Origin of the sequence: Curtobacterium sp. GD1, assembly GCF_020882855.1 — a bacterium.
GTDB lineage: Bacteria > Actinomycetota > Actinomycetes > Actinomycetales > Microbacteriaceae > Curtobacterium.
The window spans coordinates 106,387-122,534 of sequence record NZ_JAFEVQ010000006.1; the positions used below are offsets into that span (position 1 = coordinate 106,387).

Consider the following 16,148-nt stretch of genomic DNA (forward strand, 5'->3'; position numbering starts at 1 on the left):
GTCATCCCGACCGGCGTCGGTCCGCCGCCGCCAGTGCCCGGCGCATCCGCTCCGCGTCGCCGGCCGCCCACCCGCCGGAACTCGCCAGCGGCAACTCCGTCATGTGCCGACGCAGGTGCTCCGGGTAGTCCCGCACGACCCGGTCGGGGTCGTCCCGCACCGTGGCGTACAGCGCGGGGCCGTCCGCGTAGAACAGGTCGGCGACGACCAGCCGGCCGTCCGAGCCGCGCATCACGTTCGCCGGGTTGTCGTCGAGCGGACCCCACCACGGCTGCTCCCGGGCACCACGCGCGTGCACGGCGTCGATGTGCTCGGCGAGCGCCGCCACGTCCGGCTCCCGTGCACGGATCGACCGGTGGAAGGCCGCCCCCTCGGCCGCGGACACCGGCGCGAGGTACTCCATCACCGTGAGGTCGGACCCACCCTCGAGCACGCGGTGGTCGACCAGCACGGGGACCTGACGGGTGTGCGCCGCCACACGGTAGAGCATCGCCGAGTACGGCCCGGCGGGGTCGAACGGGCTGACCCGAGCCGCGAGTCGACCGGAGGGGGAACGGAACGCGCACGCCCAGTCCCCGGTGCCGCACGGCGTCCACCCGAGGCCCTCGAGTGTCCGGACCACCTCGGTCCACGGCATCTCGGCGGTGAGGTGCTCGTCGTACGCGTCGTCGCTGTCCACCGCCCCATCCTGCACGACCCGCCCACGGGCTTCCGCGCGCGCCGACGGTCTGGGACGATCGACGCGACACGGACGACGGCGCCCGTGCACCATCCGCGAGGAGTCCACAATGACCGTCCGACTCAACCCGTACATCGGCCTCCGCGACCAGGCCCGTGACGCGCTCGACTTCTACCACGGCGTCTTCGGCGGCGAACTCACCGTCAACACCTTCGGCGAGGCCGGGATGGCACAGGACCCCGCCGACGCCGACAAGGTCATGCACGGCCAGCTCGAGGGCGAGAACGGTCTGCTGCTCATGGCTTCCGACGCACCGACCGGCATGGAAGGTCCCGACGTCAGCAACATCTCGGTGTCCCTGAGCGGTGACGACGAGGACGCCCTCACGCGCTACTGGAACGGGCTCGCCGACGGGGCGAAGACGATCATCGAACCCCTCACGAATGCCCCGTGGGGCGACACGTTCGGCATGGTCACCGACCGCTTCGGCGTGACCTGGCTCGTCAACATCAGCGGCGCGGCGGGCTGATCGCGTCCGCCGGGGCGCTCGCCGGGATCGGCCACCGGGGGACCCAGCACCGGACGCGTGCGGCGTAGCGCCGGAAGTCGTCGCCGAACCGGTGGTCGAGGTCGGCCTCTTCGAGCGGGCGGACGACGCAGTTCCAGACGATCGACCCGGCGAGCGCGTACACGACGACCATCCACGAGGTGAGCAGGAGCCCGACGGCGACGCCCTGGGCGATCCCGGCGAGCGCCATCGGGTTGCGCACCGATCGGTACGGACCGGCGATCACGAGCCGGTTCGGCATCGCGGACGGCAGCGGGGTCCCGGCGCCCTGCGTCGACATCGCCGCGGCGGACGCGATGCCGAGCGCACTCGCGGCGACGAGTGCGACGGCTCCGGTGACGACAGCGGTGGTCAAGAAGCCGTCGGGCAGCGTCGCGTGGAGCCGCCAGCGGTGCTCGGCGGCGGCGATGACGAGCGGCAGCACCCCGAGGAAGAGCCCCCAGAAGACGGTGATCTGCAGGACGGTGCCGAGGACGTGGCGGCGGCGACCCGCGTCGGGGTCGGCGGTCCGGAACCGCAGCGGGCCGGTCGTCAGCCACTCGGTCGGGACCCGGCCGAGCACGACGAGCGCCAGGGCGAGGGCGGACCCGACGGTCGCGCCGATCATCACGATCACACCGGCACCGGCCTCGGTCGTCGCGGTGGCCCAGACGGCCAGGGCGGCCAGGACCAGCGCGGTCCACCCGGTCGTGACCACCGCGGCGGCGCGACTGCCGGCCGCTGCGAGCGCCGATGCCACGACGAAGAGCGGGACGTCGAACACCGCGACGACGACGGGGTCGAGCGAGCCGAGGGTCGCCGACCGGACCCCGGGGAGGGTGCACACCGCGATCCACCAGAGGGCCCCCGCGACCGACTGGACCGCGAAGTACCGTCGGCCCCAGGACATGCGAGCACGGTAGCAGTGCGGGATCCCGGCAGCGGACACCGCAAGAATCGCGCAACGCCCCGGTCCCCGCGTTGTCGACCGTGCTCGAGCCGACCTACCGTTCCGGCTGTGTGCGAGGACGCACACGTCCCCCTGCGAGACCTGGAGGCGGCATGTCCGCACGCACCGCATCTCCGTCCACGTTCGGCTCACGGCTGCGCGACGACGTCGTCCACGCCCGCGAGTACACGCTGTTCACGCTGCTGCTCGGGTCGCCGTTCCTACCGCGTGCGGTACGCCGGTTGATCGCGTCCGCCGCGGGCGCCGACCTCGCGTCGAGCCCCGGTCCGCTGTTCTCACTGACGGGGGACCCGAAGAACCTCGTGGTCGGCCGGGGCGTGTACTTCAACCGGAACGTCACGGTCGAGGCCGTCGCGCCGGTCCGGATCGGCGACCACACCGCGATCGGGATGCAGGTGCTCGTGATGACGAGCCACCACGAGATCGGCGACGACGGGGCGTGGAGCGAGACCGCCTCGGGCCGGTCGGTCGACATCGGCGAGCGGGTCTGGATCGGTGGGCGTGCCGTCGTGCTGCCCGGGACGGTCATCGAGGACGACGTGGTGGTCGCGGCCGGGGCGGTCGTCCGGGGGCGGCTCACCTCCCACGGGGTCTACGCCGGGGTGCCGGCGCGGCGGATCCGCGAACTCGGCGTCCCGGGCGCAGCCCCCGCACCTGCGGCCGCCGCGGCGGCGACGCCCGCGGTCCCGGCCGCAGGCGTCGCTCCGGCGGTCAGTCCTGCCGGTTGATCTGGCCCAGCCAGCGCCCGAACGACGGCTTGCGCTCGTCGTGCAGGACGGAGACCGTCGTCGCCGGCGTGCAGCTCCGCTGGACGTCGACGGCCGTGCTCTCGTGGAGGTCGTGGCTCATGGTGTGCTCCTTCGCGTTCGGTGGTGGATGAGACACCCGGGACGCCCGTTCCATTCCCGGGTGCGTGCAGCCCGTGGGCCGTGCCGGGTCAGGGCGTCACCATGCCGCCGTTCACGTTGAGGGTCTCCCCGGCGACGTAGCTCGACTCGTGCGAGGCGAGGAACACGTAGGCGGGCGCGAGTTCGGCCGGCTGCCCGGCGCGGCCCATCGGCGACTCGCTCGACCCGAACTCGGGCAGCGACTCCGGGTCGACGCCGCCGCTCGGCTGCAGGACGGTCCAGGTGGGTCCGGGCGCCACGATGTTCACCCGGATCCCACGCTCGACGAGTGCCTGCGACAGCCCCTTCGAGAGGTTGTTGATCGCGCCCTTCGACGCCGCGTAGTCGAGCCGGTCCGGAGCGGGCGCGTACGCCTCCATCGACGCCGTCGTGGTGATCGTCGACCCCGGCTGCAGGTGGGGGAGCGCAGCGCGGACCAGGCGGAACAGCCCGAACACGTTGACGTCGAACGTCGCCTCGAACTGCTCGTCGGTGAGGTCCTCGACCTCGGGCTGCCAACGCTGCTTGCCGGCCACGCTCACGAGCGCGTCGAGGCCGCCGAGTCCCGCGACGGCCTGCTCGACCAGCGTGGTCGCGTAGGACCGGTCGCGCAGGTCACCTGGTACCGCGACGGCCGTCCGGCCCGCGGCGCGGATCTGCTCGATGACGTGGTCCGCGTCGGACTGCTCCTCCGGGAGGTACGCGAGCGCGACGTCTGCACCCTCGCGGGCGAACGCGATGGCGACGGCGCCACCGATACCGGAGTCCGCGCCGGTGATCAGCGCCTTCCGACCGGCGAGCCGGCCGGTTCCCCGGTAGGTCTCCTCACCGAGGTCCGGTACCGGCCGCATGCGGCTCTGGAGGCCCGGCTCGGCTTGCGTCTGCGGCTCCGGCTGGACGTCGGGGTAGCGGGTACGCGGGTCGGCTGGCTCGTACTGGTCGCGGGGCATGGTGCGGGTCCTCTCATCGGTTCCCTCCCACAGAACCGGACGGCATCTGGACCGCCGCCCAGGAGTGCGGTGTCCGGTCAGCGCCGCGCGCGACGGCGGGGTGCGACACCGTCGCTCTTGTCGGTCGCGTGGAACGCCTCGACGAGCTGCGCGACGAGGTCCGGCTGCTCGACGACGAGGCCGTGCGTCGCCCTCGGGACGACCGCCAGCTCGCCGTCCGGCAGCGCCTCGAGCATCTGGGCGAGGTGGTCGAGCCGCACCTCGTCGTCGTCCCCGCACAGGATGAGGACCGGGACGGCGAGGCCGCCCAGCTGCGCCACCGTCACCGCGGGTTCCGCCGTGTGCAGCACCCGCGACTTGACGGTGACGACCTCCCAGTGCTCCGGAGGATCGGGGGACACCTCGGCGTAGGCGTTCGCCATGAACCGGGGCGGCACCCGACGAGGTGCACGGGACCGGCGCCGAGGGACCGCACGGTGCCGGCGAGTTCTTCGGCCATGTCCGCGAAGTGCCACGGGCCGTCGACGTCGGGAGTGCGACCGTGCCCGGCTCGGTCGACGAGCACGACACGGGCGCCACCGAACGCCTCGGCCAGCGCCGACATCGACCGGGAATCGGTGCCACCGGGGTGGAGCAGCACGATCGGGGTGCCCGGACCACCCGGGTCGGAGGTCCAGGGTTCGGTCATGCCGGAGTCTCCCACGTCGAGGACCCGGGCGTACGGTGTGCGCCATGCCGAACCAACTCAAGAAGCCGGACATGTACGAGGAGCTCCGCAAGGAGGGCAACTCGAAGGAGAAGGCCGCCCGCATCAGCAACGCCGCGGCGGCGCGGGGCGAGCACGCCGTGGCGAAGAAGGGCGGCGAGTCCGGGTCGTACGACGACTGGACCGTGGCGGACCTCAAGCGACGCGCGAAGGAGCTCGGCATCACCGGGTACTCGTCGAAGCGGAAGGCCGAGCTCGTCGAGGCGCTCCGGGAGCACTGACGGTACCGGGAGCACTGACGGCGTCTGGCACCATGGAGTCGTGAACGAGACGGGCATGCCGCGCTTCCGACGGATCTGGTCGACGGTGCAGGTGGGCGTGCTCGCCGTGGCCGTCGTGTTCTGCGTCGTGATGCTCGTGATCGGACAGGGCAAGCTCGACCGCGTGTACGCCGTGGCCGCGGTGTTCTTCGGCCTCGCCCTCATCGGGCACAGCACGTACCTGTGGCTGGTCGCGCGGAACGGCCGCGGCCGCCCCTGAGCCTCAGGCGTTCGCGAAGACGCGCACCCAGTCCACCGTCATCTGCTGCGGGAAGCGCGTCGACGCGTCGGGTGACCCGGGCCACGAGCCGCCGACGGCCACGTTGAGGACGACGAAGAACGGCTTGTCGAACACCCACGGATTCGCCCCGACGTCGGCTCGGGTCAGCGTCCGGTACGCCGTGCCGTCGACCGACCACGTGATCGAGTCCGGACGCCAGTCGACGCCGAACACGTGGAAGTCGTCGGCGAACGGAGCCCCCGTGGGGTTCGTGGACGCCGCCGAGATGCCCTGCGCGCCGGAGTACCCCGGGCCGTGCACCGTGCAGTGGACCACGGTCGGTTCGTACCCGACGTTCTCCATCACGTCGATCTCGCCGCAGGCCGGCCACCCGACCGACCCGATGTCCGCGCCGAGCATCCAGAACGCGGGCCAGATCCCCTGCCCCCGGGGGATCCGGATGCGCGCCTCGATCCGGCCGTACTGCGCCGTCGACGTGCCCTCGGTCTTCAGCCGCGCCGAGGTGAACGAACCGTCGGCCTCACGCCGGGCGGTGATCACGAGGTTGCCGGCACCGTCGAGCGCCGCGTTCCGCCGGGAGTCCGTGTAGGTCTGCAGTTCCCCGTTGCCCCACCCGCCCGCGCCGAGGTCGTACCGCCAGACCGCGCTGTTCGGCGCACTGCCTGCTGGCCCGTCGAACTCGTCCGCGGCGAGCAGGGTGCCCGCTGCCGCCACGGCCGGCGTGGAGCGGCTCGCGATGCTCGTGCCGACGATCGCGGCGGTGGTCCCGGCGATGCCGGCGGTCATGAACCGGCGACGGTCGATGCGGTCGTCCACGTCGTCCTCCTCGGGTGTGCGCGTGGGTGGTCAGGGTCGGTAGGCGATGCAGAGCACCGTGACGTCGTCGGGGTGCTCGCCGCGGTGGGCGAGCTCGGTGATCCCGTCGACGAGCTGCTGGGGGTGCGAGCGCTCGGCGACCCAGGCCTCGAAGCGGTCGAGCGCGTCGAGGTCCCCGCCGAAGAGGTCGAGCACCCCGTCGCTGACGCTCACGACGACGTCGCCGGGCTCGAGGTCGGTCGTCTCGCTCGACCACGAGGTCCCGACGCCGATCGGCAGGTGCCCGGACCGCAGTGACCGGACTGCGCCGTCGGCACGACGGAGCAGGCTCAACCCGTGGCCGGCGTCGACCCAGCGGGCGTGGCCGTCGCGGTCGATCCGCACGTGGAAGCACGTCGTGAACTGTGCGCTCTCGACGTCGGACGTCCCGGTCGCCAGGCCGGCGGCCGCTCGACGGACCGCCGTGGCCGCGTCCGGTTCGTCGACGGTGCTGCGCACGAGGGACCGGACCGCGGCGGCGATCATGCCGGCGCCGACGCCCTTGCCCATCACGTCGCCGAGCGTGAAGGCCGCGCCGTCCGGTGTCGGGAACCAGTCGTAGAAGTCGCCGCCGACGGTCCGTGCCGGGATGCACACCCCGAGTGCGTGGAGTTCCGGTGGGAGTCCCTCCGTGGACGCGGGCAGCAGGGACTGCTGGACGAGGGCGGCCCGGTCGATCTCACCCTCGGCCACGCGACGACGACGTTGCGCGGTGCTGAGCCGGACGTCCGCCTGCCGGGCGAGCTCGTTGGTCACCGCCGCCGTCGCGCCGTACACGACGACCGCGAAGGCGAGCCGGACGAGTTCGCTCGGACGCGGTTCGGTGGGTTCCAGCACGTACGGCAGCAGCAGCGTGGCGCAGGTCCCGAGCAGCGGGTACAGCACGTGGCGCCGACCCGGGCTCGCCGCCATCCAGATCACCGGCAGGACGACGACGGCGAGGAACACCGAACGGGTGTCGCCCGTGCCGTACCGGAGCAGTCCGATCGCGATGAAGTCGATTGCCGGGACGACCAGCTCGGCGCGGGCGGCGCCCGGCCAGCGCGCCATGACAGCTGCCGCCAGCAGTCCGCCGAGGGCGAGTGCCACGCCGGTCCACATCCGCGGCGCGTCGGTGACCGGGAGCCAGGGCGTGAGTGTGCTGGTCACCGCGGCGGCCACCACGAGGGCGGCGACGACGGACTGCTTCGCCAGGGGCGCCCACGAGGCGCGGAGCCCGACGAGCGCGATGGGCCCGGTGTCCTCCCGTGCGGTCACGGTCCAGGTCCTGGGGGTCGCGGTCGAGCCGGCCGTGCTGGTCATCGGGTCGAGTCAAGCCCCTCCGGCCCGGCGGGGCAAGCCCGTGCCCGGGTCACCCGAAGTGGAAGGCGAACGGCGCGAGCAACCCCGCGACCCAGACGAGCACCATCACGAGGGCGCCGATCGCGATGAACCGCCGGCGCCGTCGGAGCCGCGGACTCGGTTCGTCGCCCCACATCTGTGCGCGGACGAGGACCCGGTTCGCCTGCTCGACGACCTTGCGCACCTCGGGATCGTCGAGTTCCAGCACGCCGTCGCGGGCGTGCTGGGCGATGACGGTCGCCTCGTCGACGGTGAGGTCGTCCTTGCGCATGGGCCCATCGTGGCAGGCGGCCCGCGTCAGCGCACCCCGTCGCGCGTCACGGCCACCCGGAGCGGCAGGCCCGCGGCGAGCGCCGCGACACGCGGATCGCGCAGGGCACGCCCTCCGACCGTCGGCAGGTCGAGGTACCCACGGCTGACCGTGTGCCGGAGCGCACCGGTCGGCACGGGTCCGTCGCCGGTGCGCATGCGCCACGCCTGCGGTCGGCGGCGCAGGAGCTCGGCGTCGGTTGCGGTGTCGGGGTCGGCGACGAGGCGCGCCCAGACCTCGTCCTCGGTGCTCCGGGCGAGGTCGGCCGGCGACAGCGCACCGCGGTCGAGCAGCCGCCCGACGAGGTCGCGGAGCACGGTCACGGGCACGAGGTTCGCCGCGGAGCGCTGCGCGAGTGCCTCGCGGATGGCCAGGTCGGCCAGCTCGAGGGCGTCGTCCGGATCCGCGTCGACCGTCCCGCCGACGAGCCGCAGGCGACCGAGCAGCACGTGCGGCGGCGTCTGCGTCCGTCCGTGCGCCTGGCCGCTCCGGAGGAACGAGTCCAGGTGGTCGAGCTTCAGCCCGCCCGGGACCGACGTCAGCACCGACGGCACGCGGCCCTCGTCGACCGCGATGACCTGGTCGGCGTCGATACCAGGGACCTCGTCCGCGAGGCGCCGGATCGCGGTTCGTCCGAGGGAGTGGTGCTCGAGGCCGCCCAGACCCTCCAACGTGTGGCTGAACGGCAGGTGCCCGACGTCGTGCAGGAGTGCGGTCGTGCGGGCGAGGTGGTCGTCCGGGGCGAAGGCGGCGACGAGCGCGAGCACCCCGAGGGAGTGTTCGAGCCGCGAGTACGACTGGGTCGTCGTGAGCGCGGCACCGCCGGCGTGGGCGACGAACGCGAGCCGTCGCACCGTCCAGGTCTCGAGCAGTCGTCGTTCGAGCGGGGTGAGCCGCACCTCCACCCGCCAGAGCGGATCGAACCAGACCCCGTCGATCCCGAGCGTGTCCACCGCGTCCCCGTGCACCGTTCCCCCTCGTCGCCTGCCCCTCGACGCTACCGGACCCGCCGTGCTGCACGTGCCCTGTGCGGGGACGGAGCCGCGACCGCGTACCAAGGACCCATGGCACATCGGTTCCGCGGGAAGATCGTCGTCGTCACCGGAGCATCGAGCGGGATCGGCAGGGCCGCCGCGCACGAGTTCGCACGGCAGGGCGCGACGCTCGTGCTGGCCGCCCGCAGCCACGACTCGCTCGAGGCCGCCGCCGCCGAGTGCCGGGCGCTCGGGGCCGAGGCCGTGGCGATCCCCACGGACGTCGCCGACGAGCACGCCGTCCGCGACCTCGTCGCGACCACCACGACCCGCTTCGGACGGATCGACGTCTTCGTGGGGAACGCCGCCCTGTTCGTCTACGGCCTCTTCGAGCAGACCCCGACCGAGGCCTTCAAGCGCGTCGTCGACACGAACCTGTACGGCCACCTGCACGCGATCACCGCGCTGCTCCCGCACTGGAAGCAGCGGGGCGAGGGCACCTACGTCCTCGTCGGCTCGATCCAGTCGCTGCTGTCCGCGCCGTACCAGTCCGCCTACGTGACGAGCAAGCACGCGGCCCTCGGCCTGGTCGACGTCCTGGGCGACGAGTTCGCCGGCACGGGCATCCGCTTCGCCGCGCTCCTGCCGTCGACCATCGACACGCCGATCTACCAGAACGGCGCCAACTACACCGGCACGACCTCGCACCCGCTGCCGCCGACGGTGTCCGTCGAGCGTGCCGGCCGCGCGGTCGTCCGCACGGCACTGCACCCCAAGCGCTACCGGTTCGTCGGCCGGATCCAGGCGTCGCTCGTGCCGTTGCAGTACGTCTTCCCCGGGCTGTTCCACAAGATCACTAAGCCGATGGTGCAGACGTTCGCGCTCCGCGGCAGGGGAGCGCCGACCGACGGCAACCTCTGGACCCCGGCCGACGCCGGCAACGCGACGAACGGCGGCTGGGTCGCGAAGCGTCGCCGCGTGACCCGGCCGCTGGCCTGGGCGGGCGTGGCTGCGGTCGTGGGCGCCGTGCTGCTCGGACGCGCCCGCCGGTGACCGGAGCGGCCGTGTCCGACCGCTAACCTGCTGCTCGCGAGCGCGTCGGGTGCTCGCGGATCGGGGGACCGCATGGCCGACGCAGGACCGGCGACACGGGTCGAGGTCGACACCGAGGACGCTGCCCGGGCACGTGCACGGTCGCACCGCGCGGGCTCGAAGGCGGGCAGCGGACCCTGGACAACCGTGCTCGTCACCGCGTGGATCGTGCTCGTCGTCGCCTTCGTCGCGATCTCGGTGTTCGAGAACGCCTTCCGGGACCGGGCGGTCGGCGCCTCGTTCCTCATCGCATCGGCGTGGACACTCCCGCCGCTGCTCGTCGTGCACGGCATCCACGCCGCCGTCGTCCGTCCCGTTGGTCGGCGCGCCCGCCGTCGTGACGCCCCCTTCGACCGCGCCGCGGCCCGGGTGGTCGCCGAATCGCGTGCGGCGGGGTTCCCGGACCTCGACGTCGCCGCCCTGGTCCGGATGCTCCGATCGGCGGACAACGGCCCTGACCCGGGCACCGGCGAGCGTGGGATGCCCGACTGGCCACTCCTCCGCTGGGAACTGCCGCTCGCGCCGCCACAGCCCGGTCGGTTCGTCGTCGCCGAGCGCAGGAGCGGACCCGAGCGCGGGAGCGGACCGGAACGCACCGTGCTGACGCTGGTCGAGCATCGGACCGAGCGCCCAGTTCCCCGGACCGCGCCGTCGGTCGCTCATGCACGACCGGTCGACGAGCACCTCGGCACGATCGTGCTCGGGGCGTACCGACCGGACGCGCCGGCCCCGTTCACTGCCTCGCGCATCGGCGGTGCCCCCGCGGTGCCCGAGGGATGGGAGTGGCCGCTGTGCGCCCACCACGACGAACCGATGCAGTTCACCGCCCAGATCGAACACCGGGAGACGCTCGTCAGCGTGTTCGTGTGTCAGTTCGACCCGGGGACGTGTGCCTCGTGGGAGCCCGACAGCGGCGCGAACGCGGCGTTCGTGTTCTCCCTCCGAGGGCTGCACCTCGCGGCCGGACCCGTCTCACCGCACGGCGATCCCGACGACCCGGAGCCGGCGTCCCCACCGCTCCTCGCCGACGCGATGCTCCTCCGGCACGTGCCGGTGCCGATGGTCCACGACGACGAGGACCCCGACCGAGTGCTCGCGGCCGCCGCCGCCGAGGGGGTCCTCGTCGCGGGCCAGTACGGCGGCGTGCCGGAGTGGATCCAGGACGACGAGACCCCCGCGGGCACCGAGTTCGTCGCCTCGATCGAACCGGGTCCGCTCGGGTTCGACCTCGGCGACGCCGGCCGGGCGTACGTCTTCAGCGACGGCGCGCGGGCGTCGGTGCTCTGGCAGACCTCCTGAGCTCCGACGTCGCTCTCGGGGAGACGCGACCGCCTGCGGGCCCGGAGGCGCGGGTCGGGCCCGCACCGCGCCTCCAGGCCGTCCCGTGCGAGCGTCCGCACACCGTGACAGGCCGTGCGGGCCGCACCGAGCGCGGAACCTCGAACGCTGCGACCGCTAGAAGAGCGTCGCGCTCGCCCGGCGCGCGCCCTCGCCGAGGGACTCGAGCTTCGCGGCGGCGATCTGCGGGTGGATGCGGCCGCCGAGGCCGCAGTCGGTGCCGGCGATGACGCGCTCCCGGCCGACGACCGAGGCGAACCGCTCGATGCGCTGCGCGACGAGGTCCGGGTGCTCGACGACGTTCGTGGCGTGGCCGACCACGCCGGGCACGATGACCTTGCCGTCCGGCAGCGCGACGTCCTGCCAGACCGTCCACTCGTGCTCGTGGCGGGCGTTCGCCGCCTCGAACGAGTACGCGCCGGCGTCGATGTCGAGCATGAGGTCGACGATGTGGCGGAGCTCGATGTCGGTCGTGTGCGGGCCGTGCCACGAGCCCCAGCAGAGGTGGAAGCGCACCCGCGAGGTGTCGAGGCCGCGCAGCGCGTGGTTGAGCGCCTCGACCCGGATGCGGGTGAAGGCGCGGTAGTCCTCGATGCTCGGCTCCGGGTTGATCTGGTCCCAGTTCTCGGCGATCGAGGGGTCGTCGATCTGCAGGACGAGGCCGGCGTCGAGGATGATCCGGTACTCCTCGCGCAGGGCGTCGGCCCAGGCCCAGATGTGCTCCTCGTCGGTGGCGTAGTACTCGTTCGCGACCCGCGCGGCGGACCCGGGGGAGAGCGCCGTGATGAAGCCGTTCGCGGCGCCGGCCGCCTCGACGGCGTGCCGGAGGTTGGCGGCGTCCGTCCGGGCTGCCTCGTGCCCGGTGTACGCGATCGGGCCGGTCGTCGTCGGGAACGCGGTGGCGTTCTTGCCCGTGCCGATGCCCGAGCCCGGGTCGGTGTAGGCCTCGCGGAAGATCGTCCAGTCGCGGCGGTCCGGGAAGCTCGTGAGCCGGACGTGTCCGGGCTCGGAGCGGACCGGCTCCTGCGTGAAGATGTCCTCCTCGGTCAGGCTGAGGCCGCTGACGCGCTGGAACGAGTACCCCCACCACGCGCCGTAGTCGACGCTGTTCGACATCGCCTTGCCGAACTCGCCGTCGCCGGGCTGCGTGATGCCGAGGGCGGTCTGGCGGGCGACGACGTCGTCGACCGCGGCGCTCGTGAGCGCACGGACCTCGTCGGTGGTCTCCAGCGTGAAGCCGTCGGCGGCGAGGGGCCGGGCGGCGTTCGCGGCGATGAGCTCCGGCGTGCGGGGCAACGAGCCGGCGGTGGTGGCCTGGACGTGGTCGGTGTTCTCGAAGGACATGCTGCCCAATCTGGCACGGGGGCCCCGCAAGCGGTCCGACTCGGGAGAATGGGACACCGTGCCCCGTCCCACCACCCGCATCCCGCTCAACACCCTCGCCGTCCCGTTCGGCCTCGCCGGCTTCGCCGAGACCTGGTCGTACGCCGCCCCCGTCCTCGACCTGCCGGCCGTCCTCCCGCAGGTCTTCTGGGGCATCGCCGCCGTCGCCTGGACCTGGCTGCTCGCCGCGCACGCCGTCCGCGGGGTCCGGGTGCGCGCGCACGACCGGCTCGTCGACCAACTGCGGCACCCCGCGCAGGGTCCGCTCGCGGCCCTGGTCCCGGCGACCGCGATGCTGCTCGGGGTGGACCTCGCGCACGGCTGGCCGGACGGCGGGAGGGTGCTCGTGCTCGTCGCCGTGGCGGTCGCCGCCGGGTTCGCCGCCTGGCTCCTCGCGACGTGGTTCGAGGGTCGGCTCGCCCTCGAGTCGGTGCACGGCGGCTACCTCCTGCCGACCGTCGCAGCGGCGCTCGTCGGCTCGGTCGCCACGCACGAGGTCGGGCTCACCTGGCTCTCCTGGGCCTGCTTCGGTGTCGGCGTGTTCTTCTGGGTCGTGATGACCGGGCTGCTGCTCATCCGGCTGTCCTTCCGCCCCGCGCTGCCCGCACCGCTCGTGCCGACGATGGCGATCCTCGTGGCACCGCCGTCGGTCGCCACGGTCGCGGTGTTCGCGCTGACGGACGACGTGCTCACGGTCCCGGTGCAGGCGATCACCGGGCTCGGCGTGCTGCTCGTCGCGGTGCAGGTCGCCCTGCTGCCGCGGTACGCGCGGCTGCCCTTCTCGCTCGGGTTCTGGTCGTTCGTGTTCCCGGCGGCGGCGGTCGCGACGGCCGCGATCGAGTGGTTGCGGGTGCTCGACGTGCGGTGGGCGTGGATCCCCACCGCGGGGGTGCTCGCCCTGCTCTCGGTGCTGGTCGCGGTCGTCGGGTCGCGGTCGATCGCGCTGGCCGTGCGGCACCTGCTGCCCCAGGCGGAGGGCGTCCTGCAGGCCGCCGACGACGAGGACGCCGAGCCGGGCCCCGTGACGGGCGCGACCCGGACGGTCTGAACGCGACCACGGTTCGGGAGGCGCGGTGCGCGTCCGACGCGCACCGCGCCTCCCGAGCCGGTCGCGCGCACCGCGTGACGTCCGGAGACGACGTGCGTCGTCACCCGGCCGTGACACGACGTACCGTCGTGGCATGACCACGACGACGCCGACCGCAGCCGACTTCCGCTCCGAGTGGGCCGCGTGGCACGACGCCCACGAGTCGGCCCGGGCGAGTGCGCACGGCTTCCTCGCGATCACGAGCATCCGGTGGCTGACGGGCACGCCGGAGCGCTTCGAGGACGCGCCCGGGGAGTGGTCGACCTCGGAGGCGGGACCGGTCGTCACCCTCGACGACGGCGAGTCGATCGAGGTCGACGGCGTCGCGGTGACGGGTACGCACCGGTTCGGTCCGCTGCCCGAGCGGTCGAGCACGACCATCGCGTGGCAGGACGGCGACGAGCGGGTCCTCATCGAGGTCGCCCGGCGTGGCGGCAGTGACGTCCTCCGACCGCGGCACCCCTCGAACCCGACGCGGACCGGGTACACCGGGACGCCGTCGTACTCGCCGGACCCGTCGTTCGCGGTCCCGGCGCACTTCGAGCCGTTCGACACGCCGCGCTCGGTGACCGTCGGGTCGGTCGTCGACGGGCTGCAGCACGTGTACGAGGCGCCGGGCGTGCTGACGTTCGACCTCGACGGGCCGCGGTCGCTCCTGGCGTTCAACGGGTACGGCGACGGGCTCCTGGTGCTGTTCACCGACCGGACGAGCGGCGTGACGACCTACGCGGCCAACCGGAGCCTGGACGTCCCGGCGCCGGACGCGTCGGGCGCGACGACGATCGACTTCAACCGGGCGACGAACCTGCCGTGCGCGTACACGCCGCACGCGACGTGCCCGTTGCCGCCGGCGGAGAACCGGCTCGACGTCGCGGTGGAGGCGGGGGAGCAGCTGCCGGCGTGACGCGGCGGCGCGGCGGCGCGGCGGCGCGGCGGCGCGGCGCGGGGTGCAAGGCGCGCGGTGTTCGACACCGCACCACCGGATCGACGCGCGGAACGTCGCACCATGCACGTGCATCGGATGCGCGGGCATCGTCCGACACTCCACCAGGTGATCGACGGGTGCGATGTCGCAGCATGCACACGCACCCGCGGGCGACGCCCGGCTCAGGGCACCTCGACGCGGGCCCAACCACTCGTCGCCCGCCACGTGCCCGGGTCGAACGAGAACACGCTGCCCATCCCCGGCTGGTCGAGCGCACGGGTGACCGGCACGCCCCGCAGGTCGGCGAGCAGCAGCGCCCCGACCGCACCGTGCGACACGATCGTGACGTCGCCGGCGTCGGTCAGCGCCCGCACGGCACGGACGATGCGGTCCCGAGCGTCGACGGCGCGCTCCCACCCGCGCACCGAGTCCTCCGGCGTGGCGAAGAACGCGTCGACGACCCCGTCGAACTCCACGGGCGGCAGGTAGCCCGTCGTGCTCCGGTCGATCTCGCCGAGCGCGGGGTCCGTCGAGGGCACGAGCCCCACGGCCTCCGCGAGGATCGCCGCCGTGTCGACCGCCTTCTGCTCGGTGCTCGACACGATCCGCTGGACCCCGGGATGCCAGGCGACGGCCGCGGCTCCGGCAGCGCGGGCACGCCCGTCGGGGGAGAGCCCCCACGACTCGATCGGCCTCGCGGGGTCGACGACCACCTCGGCGTGGGTCAGGAAGAACGACGGCACGATGTCACTCCAGGTCGTCGGCGGCCGACGGGTCGACGACGCGCACACCGTCGACCTCGCCGATCCGGGCGATGAGCAGGGACCCCTCGGCACGGCCGGCGACGTCGATCCGGACCGCGGTGGCGTCGACCCGGTCGGTGTCCTGCCGCACGAGCCGGGCGACCCGCCACCCGCCGGCCGTCGCGAGGGCGAGCACGTCCGGCAGCACCCCGCGGCCGGCGTCGTAGACCACGTCGAGCGTCATCGACTGCTCGGCGGAGCGGGACAGCGCCCGGACGATCGCGGTGTAGCCGAACACGACGACGAAGTGCAGGGCCGTGACGACGAGTGCGAGCAGCCAGAGGCCAGCACCGGCGGCCATGCCGATCGCCGCGGTCTCCCACACCGCGGCGGCCGTGGTGAGGCCCCGGACGGCTCCGCGTCGGGTGAGGATCAGCCCGGCGCCGAGGAACCCGACCCCGGAGACGATCTGCGCCGCGACGCGCGAGGGGTCGAGCACGACGTGGTCCGGCACCAGGACGTCGCTGAACCCGTACTTGCTCACGAGCAGCATGAGGGCCGACGCGGTCCCGACGATCGCCTGCGTGCGGATGCCGGCGCTCTTCGACCGGAGCTGCCGCTCGAGACCGATGAGCGACGCGAGGGCGAACGCGAGCAGGACCTCGCCGATCTGGACCCACCCCTGTCCGGCGAGGGGCTCCGTGAGCTGTTGGATCGTCACGCCGACCGACGATACGCCGGCACCCGGCGGACGGGAGGCGCGGTGCGGGCCCGACCCGCGCCTCCCGTCCGTCAGCGGG

The 16,148-nt window shown here is 73.5% G+C and carries 21 protein-coding genes; 8 read left to right on the plus strand and 13 right to left on the minus strand.

The genetic code is table 11. The annotated features are described in order from the left end of the window. Position 1: 1 nt before the first annotated feature. A complete protein-coding gene (locus JSX79_RS05030; protein WP_229085332.1) occupies positions 2–679 on the minus strand; it encodes a hypothetical protein in 678 nt (225 codons plus the stop codon). 109 nt (positions 680–788) lie between these two features. Here JSX79_RS05030 and JSX79_RS05035 point away from each other — a divergent pair, with 109 nt between their 5' ends. Further along, complete coding sequence (locus JSX79_RS05035) at positions 789–1,208, plus strand: VOC family protein (RefSeq protein ID WP_229085333.1); 420 nt, start codon at positions 789–791, stop codon at positions 1,206–1,208. Here the strand turns inward: JSX79_RS05035 and JSX79_RS05040 are convergent. Beyond that, entirely contained in the window at positions 1,189–2,136 is a 948-nt protein-coding gene (locus tag JSX79_RS05040; RefSeq protein ID WP_229085334.1) for an isoprenylcysteine carboxylmethyltransferase family protein, read from the minus strand. The genes JSX79_RS05035 and JSX79_RS05040 overlap by 20 nt on opposite strands. Before the next feature lie 152 nt (positions 2,137–2,288). On the opposite strand from JSX79_RS05040, the gene JSX79_RS05045 reads away from it, so the two are divergent. Then, positions 2,289–2,924: a DapH/DapD/GlmU-related protein gene (locus JSX79_RS05045; protein WP_229085335.1), complete on the plus strand. Its 636-nt coding sequence runs from the start codon at positions 2,289–2,291 to the stop codon at positions 2,922–2,924. Here JSX79_RS05045 and JSX79_RS05050 read toward each other — a convergent pair. From JSX79_RS05050 to JSX79_RS05065, 4 genes are all read right to left on the minus strand, one after another. Beyond that, positions 2,908–3,045 (minus strand): hypothetical protein, encoded by a 138-nt coding sequence (locus tag JSX79_RS05050; protein ID WP_156794898.1) that lies wholly within the window; start codon positions 3,043–3,045, stop codon positions 2,908–2,910. The two genes, JSX79_RS05045 and JSX79_RS05050, sit on opposite strands and share 17 nt — an antisense overlap. A gap of 88 nt (positions 3,046–3,133) precedes the next feature. Beyond that, a complete protein-coding gene (locus tag JSX79_RS05055; RefSeq protein WP_229085336.1) occupies positions 3,134–4,033 on the minus strand; it encodes an SDR family oxidoreductase in 900 nt (299 codons plus the stop codon). Positions 4,034–4,110: 77 nt separating this feature from the next. Continuing rightward, positions 4,111–4,455 carry an alpha/beta fold hydrolase gene (locus JSX79_RS05060; RefSeq protein ID WP_229085363.1) on the minus strand — a complete coding sequence of 115 codons (345 nt, stop codon included), beginning with the start codon at positions 4,453–4,455 and terminating at the stop codon, positions 4,111–4,113. Beyond that, positions 4,356–4,721, minus strand: a complete 366-nt coding sequence (locus JSX79_RS05065; protein WP_308061336.1) for an alpha/beta hydrolase — start codon at positions 4,719–4,721, stop codon at positions 4,356–4,358. Before JSX79_RS05065 ends, JSX79_RS05060 begins: the two co-directional genes overlap by 100 nt. Positions 4,722–4,765: 44 nt before the next feature. Here JSX79_RS05065 and JSX79_RS05070 point away from each other — a divergent pair, with 44 nt between their 5' ends. Together JSX79_RS05070 and JSX79_RS05075 are read left to right on the plus strand one after the other, a co-directional pair. Beyond that, positions 4,766–5,020, plus strand: coding sequence for a Rho termination factor N-terminal domain-containing protein (locus tag JSX79_RS05070; RefSeq protein WP_071294860.1), 255 nt, complete (start codon positions 4,766–4,768; stop codon positions 5,018–5,020). A gap of 40 nt (positions 5,021–5,060) precedes the next feature. Next, complete coding sequence (locus JSX79_RS05075) at positions 5,061–5,279, plus strand: hypothetical protein (RefSeq protein ID WP_071294861.1); 219 nt, start codon at positions 5,061–5,063, stop codon at positions 5,277–5,279. 3 nt (positions 5,280–5,282) lie between these two features. On the opposite strand, the gene JSX79_RS05080 is transcribed toward JSX79_RS05075, so the two are convergent. From JSX79_RS05080 to JSX79_RS05095, 4 genes are read right to left on the minus strand one after another with little or no spacing between them, the layout of a single operon-like run. Next, on the minus strand, positions 5,283–6,116 hold the full coding sequence (locus JSX79_RS05080) for a family 16 glycosylhydrolase (protein ID WP_229085337.1): 834 nt from the start codon (positions 6,114–6,116) through the stop codon (positions 5,283–5,285). A 30-nt stretch (positions 6,117–6,146) separates the two neighbouring features. Next, a complete protein-coding gene (locus tag JSX79_RS05085; RefSeq protein ID WP_229085338.1) occupies positions 6,147–7,457 on the minus strand; it encodes a PP2C family protein-serine/threonine phosphatase in 1,311 nt (436 codons plus the stop codon). Positions 7,458–7,506: 49 nt separating this feature from the next. Beyond that, on the minus strand, positions 7,507–7,767 hold the full coding sequence (locus JSX79_RS05090; RefSeq protein WP_092387509.1) for a hypothetical protein: 261 nt from the start codon (positions 7,765–7,767) through the stop codon (positions 7,507–7,509). 26 nt (positions 7,768–7,793) lie between these two features. Next, entirely contained in the window at positions 7,794–8,774 is a 981-nt protein-coding gene (locus JSX79_RS05095) for an HD domain-containing protein (RefSeq protein ID WP_229085339.1), read from the minus strand. Between the two features lie 96 nt (positions 8,775–8,870). On the opposite strand from JSX79_RS05095, the gene JSX79_RS05100 reads away from it, so the two are divergent. Both JSX79_RS05100 and JSX79_RS05105 read left to right on the plus strand, forming a co-directional pair. Beyond that, positions 8,871–9,833, plus strand: coding sequence for an SDR family oxidoreductase (locus JSX79_RS05100; protein ID WP_229085340.1), 963 nt, complete (start codon positions 8,871–8,873; stop codon positions 9,831–9,833). Positions 9,834–9,905: 72 nt separating this feature from the next. Beyond that, entirely contained in the window at positions 9,906–11,171 is a 1,266-nt protein-coding gene (locus tag JSX79_RS05105) for a DUF1963 domain-containing protein (protein ID WP_229085341.1), read from the plus strand. Positions 11,172–11,327: 156 nt separating this feature from the next. On the opposite strand, the gene JSX79_RS05110 is transcribed toward JSX79_RS05105, so the two are convergent. After that, positions 11,328–12,554, minus strand: coding sequence for a cobalamin-independent methionine synthase II family protein (locus JSX79_RS05110; protein ID WP_229085342.1), 1,227 nt, complete (start codon positions 12,552–12,554; stop codon positions 11,328–11,330). A 58-nt stretch (positions 12,555–12,612) separates the two neighbouring features. Between JSX79_RS05110 and JSX79_RS05115 the strand changes: the two genes are divergently transcribed. Then, positions 12,613–13,641, plus strand: a complete 1,029-nt coding sequence (locus tag JSX79_RS05115) for a transporter (RefSeq protein ID WP_229085343.1) — start codon at positions 12,613–12,615, stop codon at positions 13,639–13,641. 133 nt (positions 13,642–13,774) lie between these two features. After that, positions 13,775–14,584 carry a DUF1684 domain-containing protein gene (locus JSX79_RS05120; protein WP_229085344.1) on the plus strand — a complete coding sequence of 270 codons (810 nt, stop codon included), beginning with the start codon at positions 13,775–13,777 and terminating at the stop codon, positions 14,582–14,584. Between the two features lie 203 nt (positions 14,585–14,787). Here the strand turns inward: JSX79_RS05120 and JSX79_RS05125 are convergent, their stop codons facing one another. Together JSX79_RS05125 and JSX79_RS05130 are read right to left on the minus strand one after the other, a co-directional pair. After that, positions 14,788–15,348: a histidine phosphatase family protein gene (locus JSX79_RS05125; RefSeq protein ID WP_229085345.1), complete on the minus strand. Its 561-nt coding sequence runs from the start codon at positions 15,346–15,348 to the stop codon at positions 14,788–14,790. A 4-nt stretch (positions 15,349–15,352) separates the two neighbouring features. Next, positions 15,353–16,069 carry an MgtC/SapB family protein gene (locus JSX79_RS05130; protein WP_083295328.1) on the minus strand — a complete coding sequence of 239 codons (717 nt, stop codon included), beginning with the start codon at positions 16,067–16,069 and terminating at the stop codon, positions 15,353–15,355. Positions 16,070–16,148 lie beyond the last annotated feature (79 nt).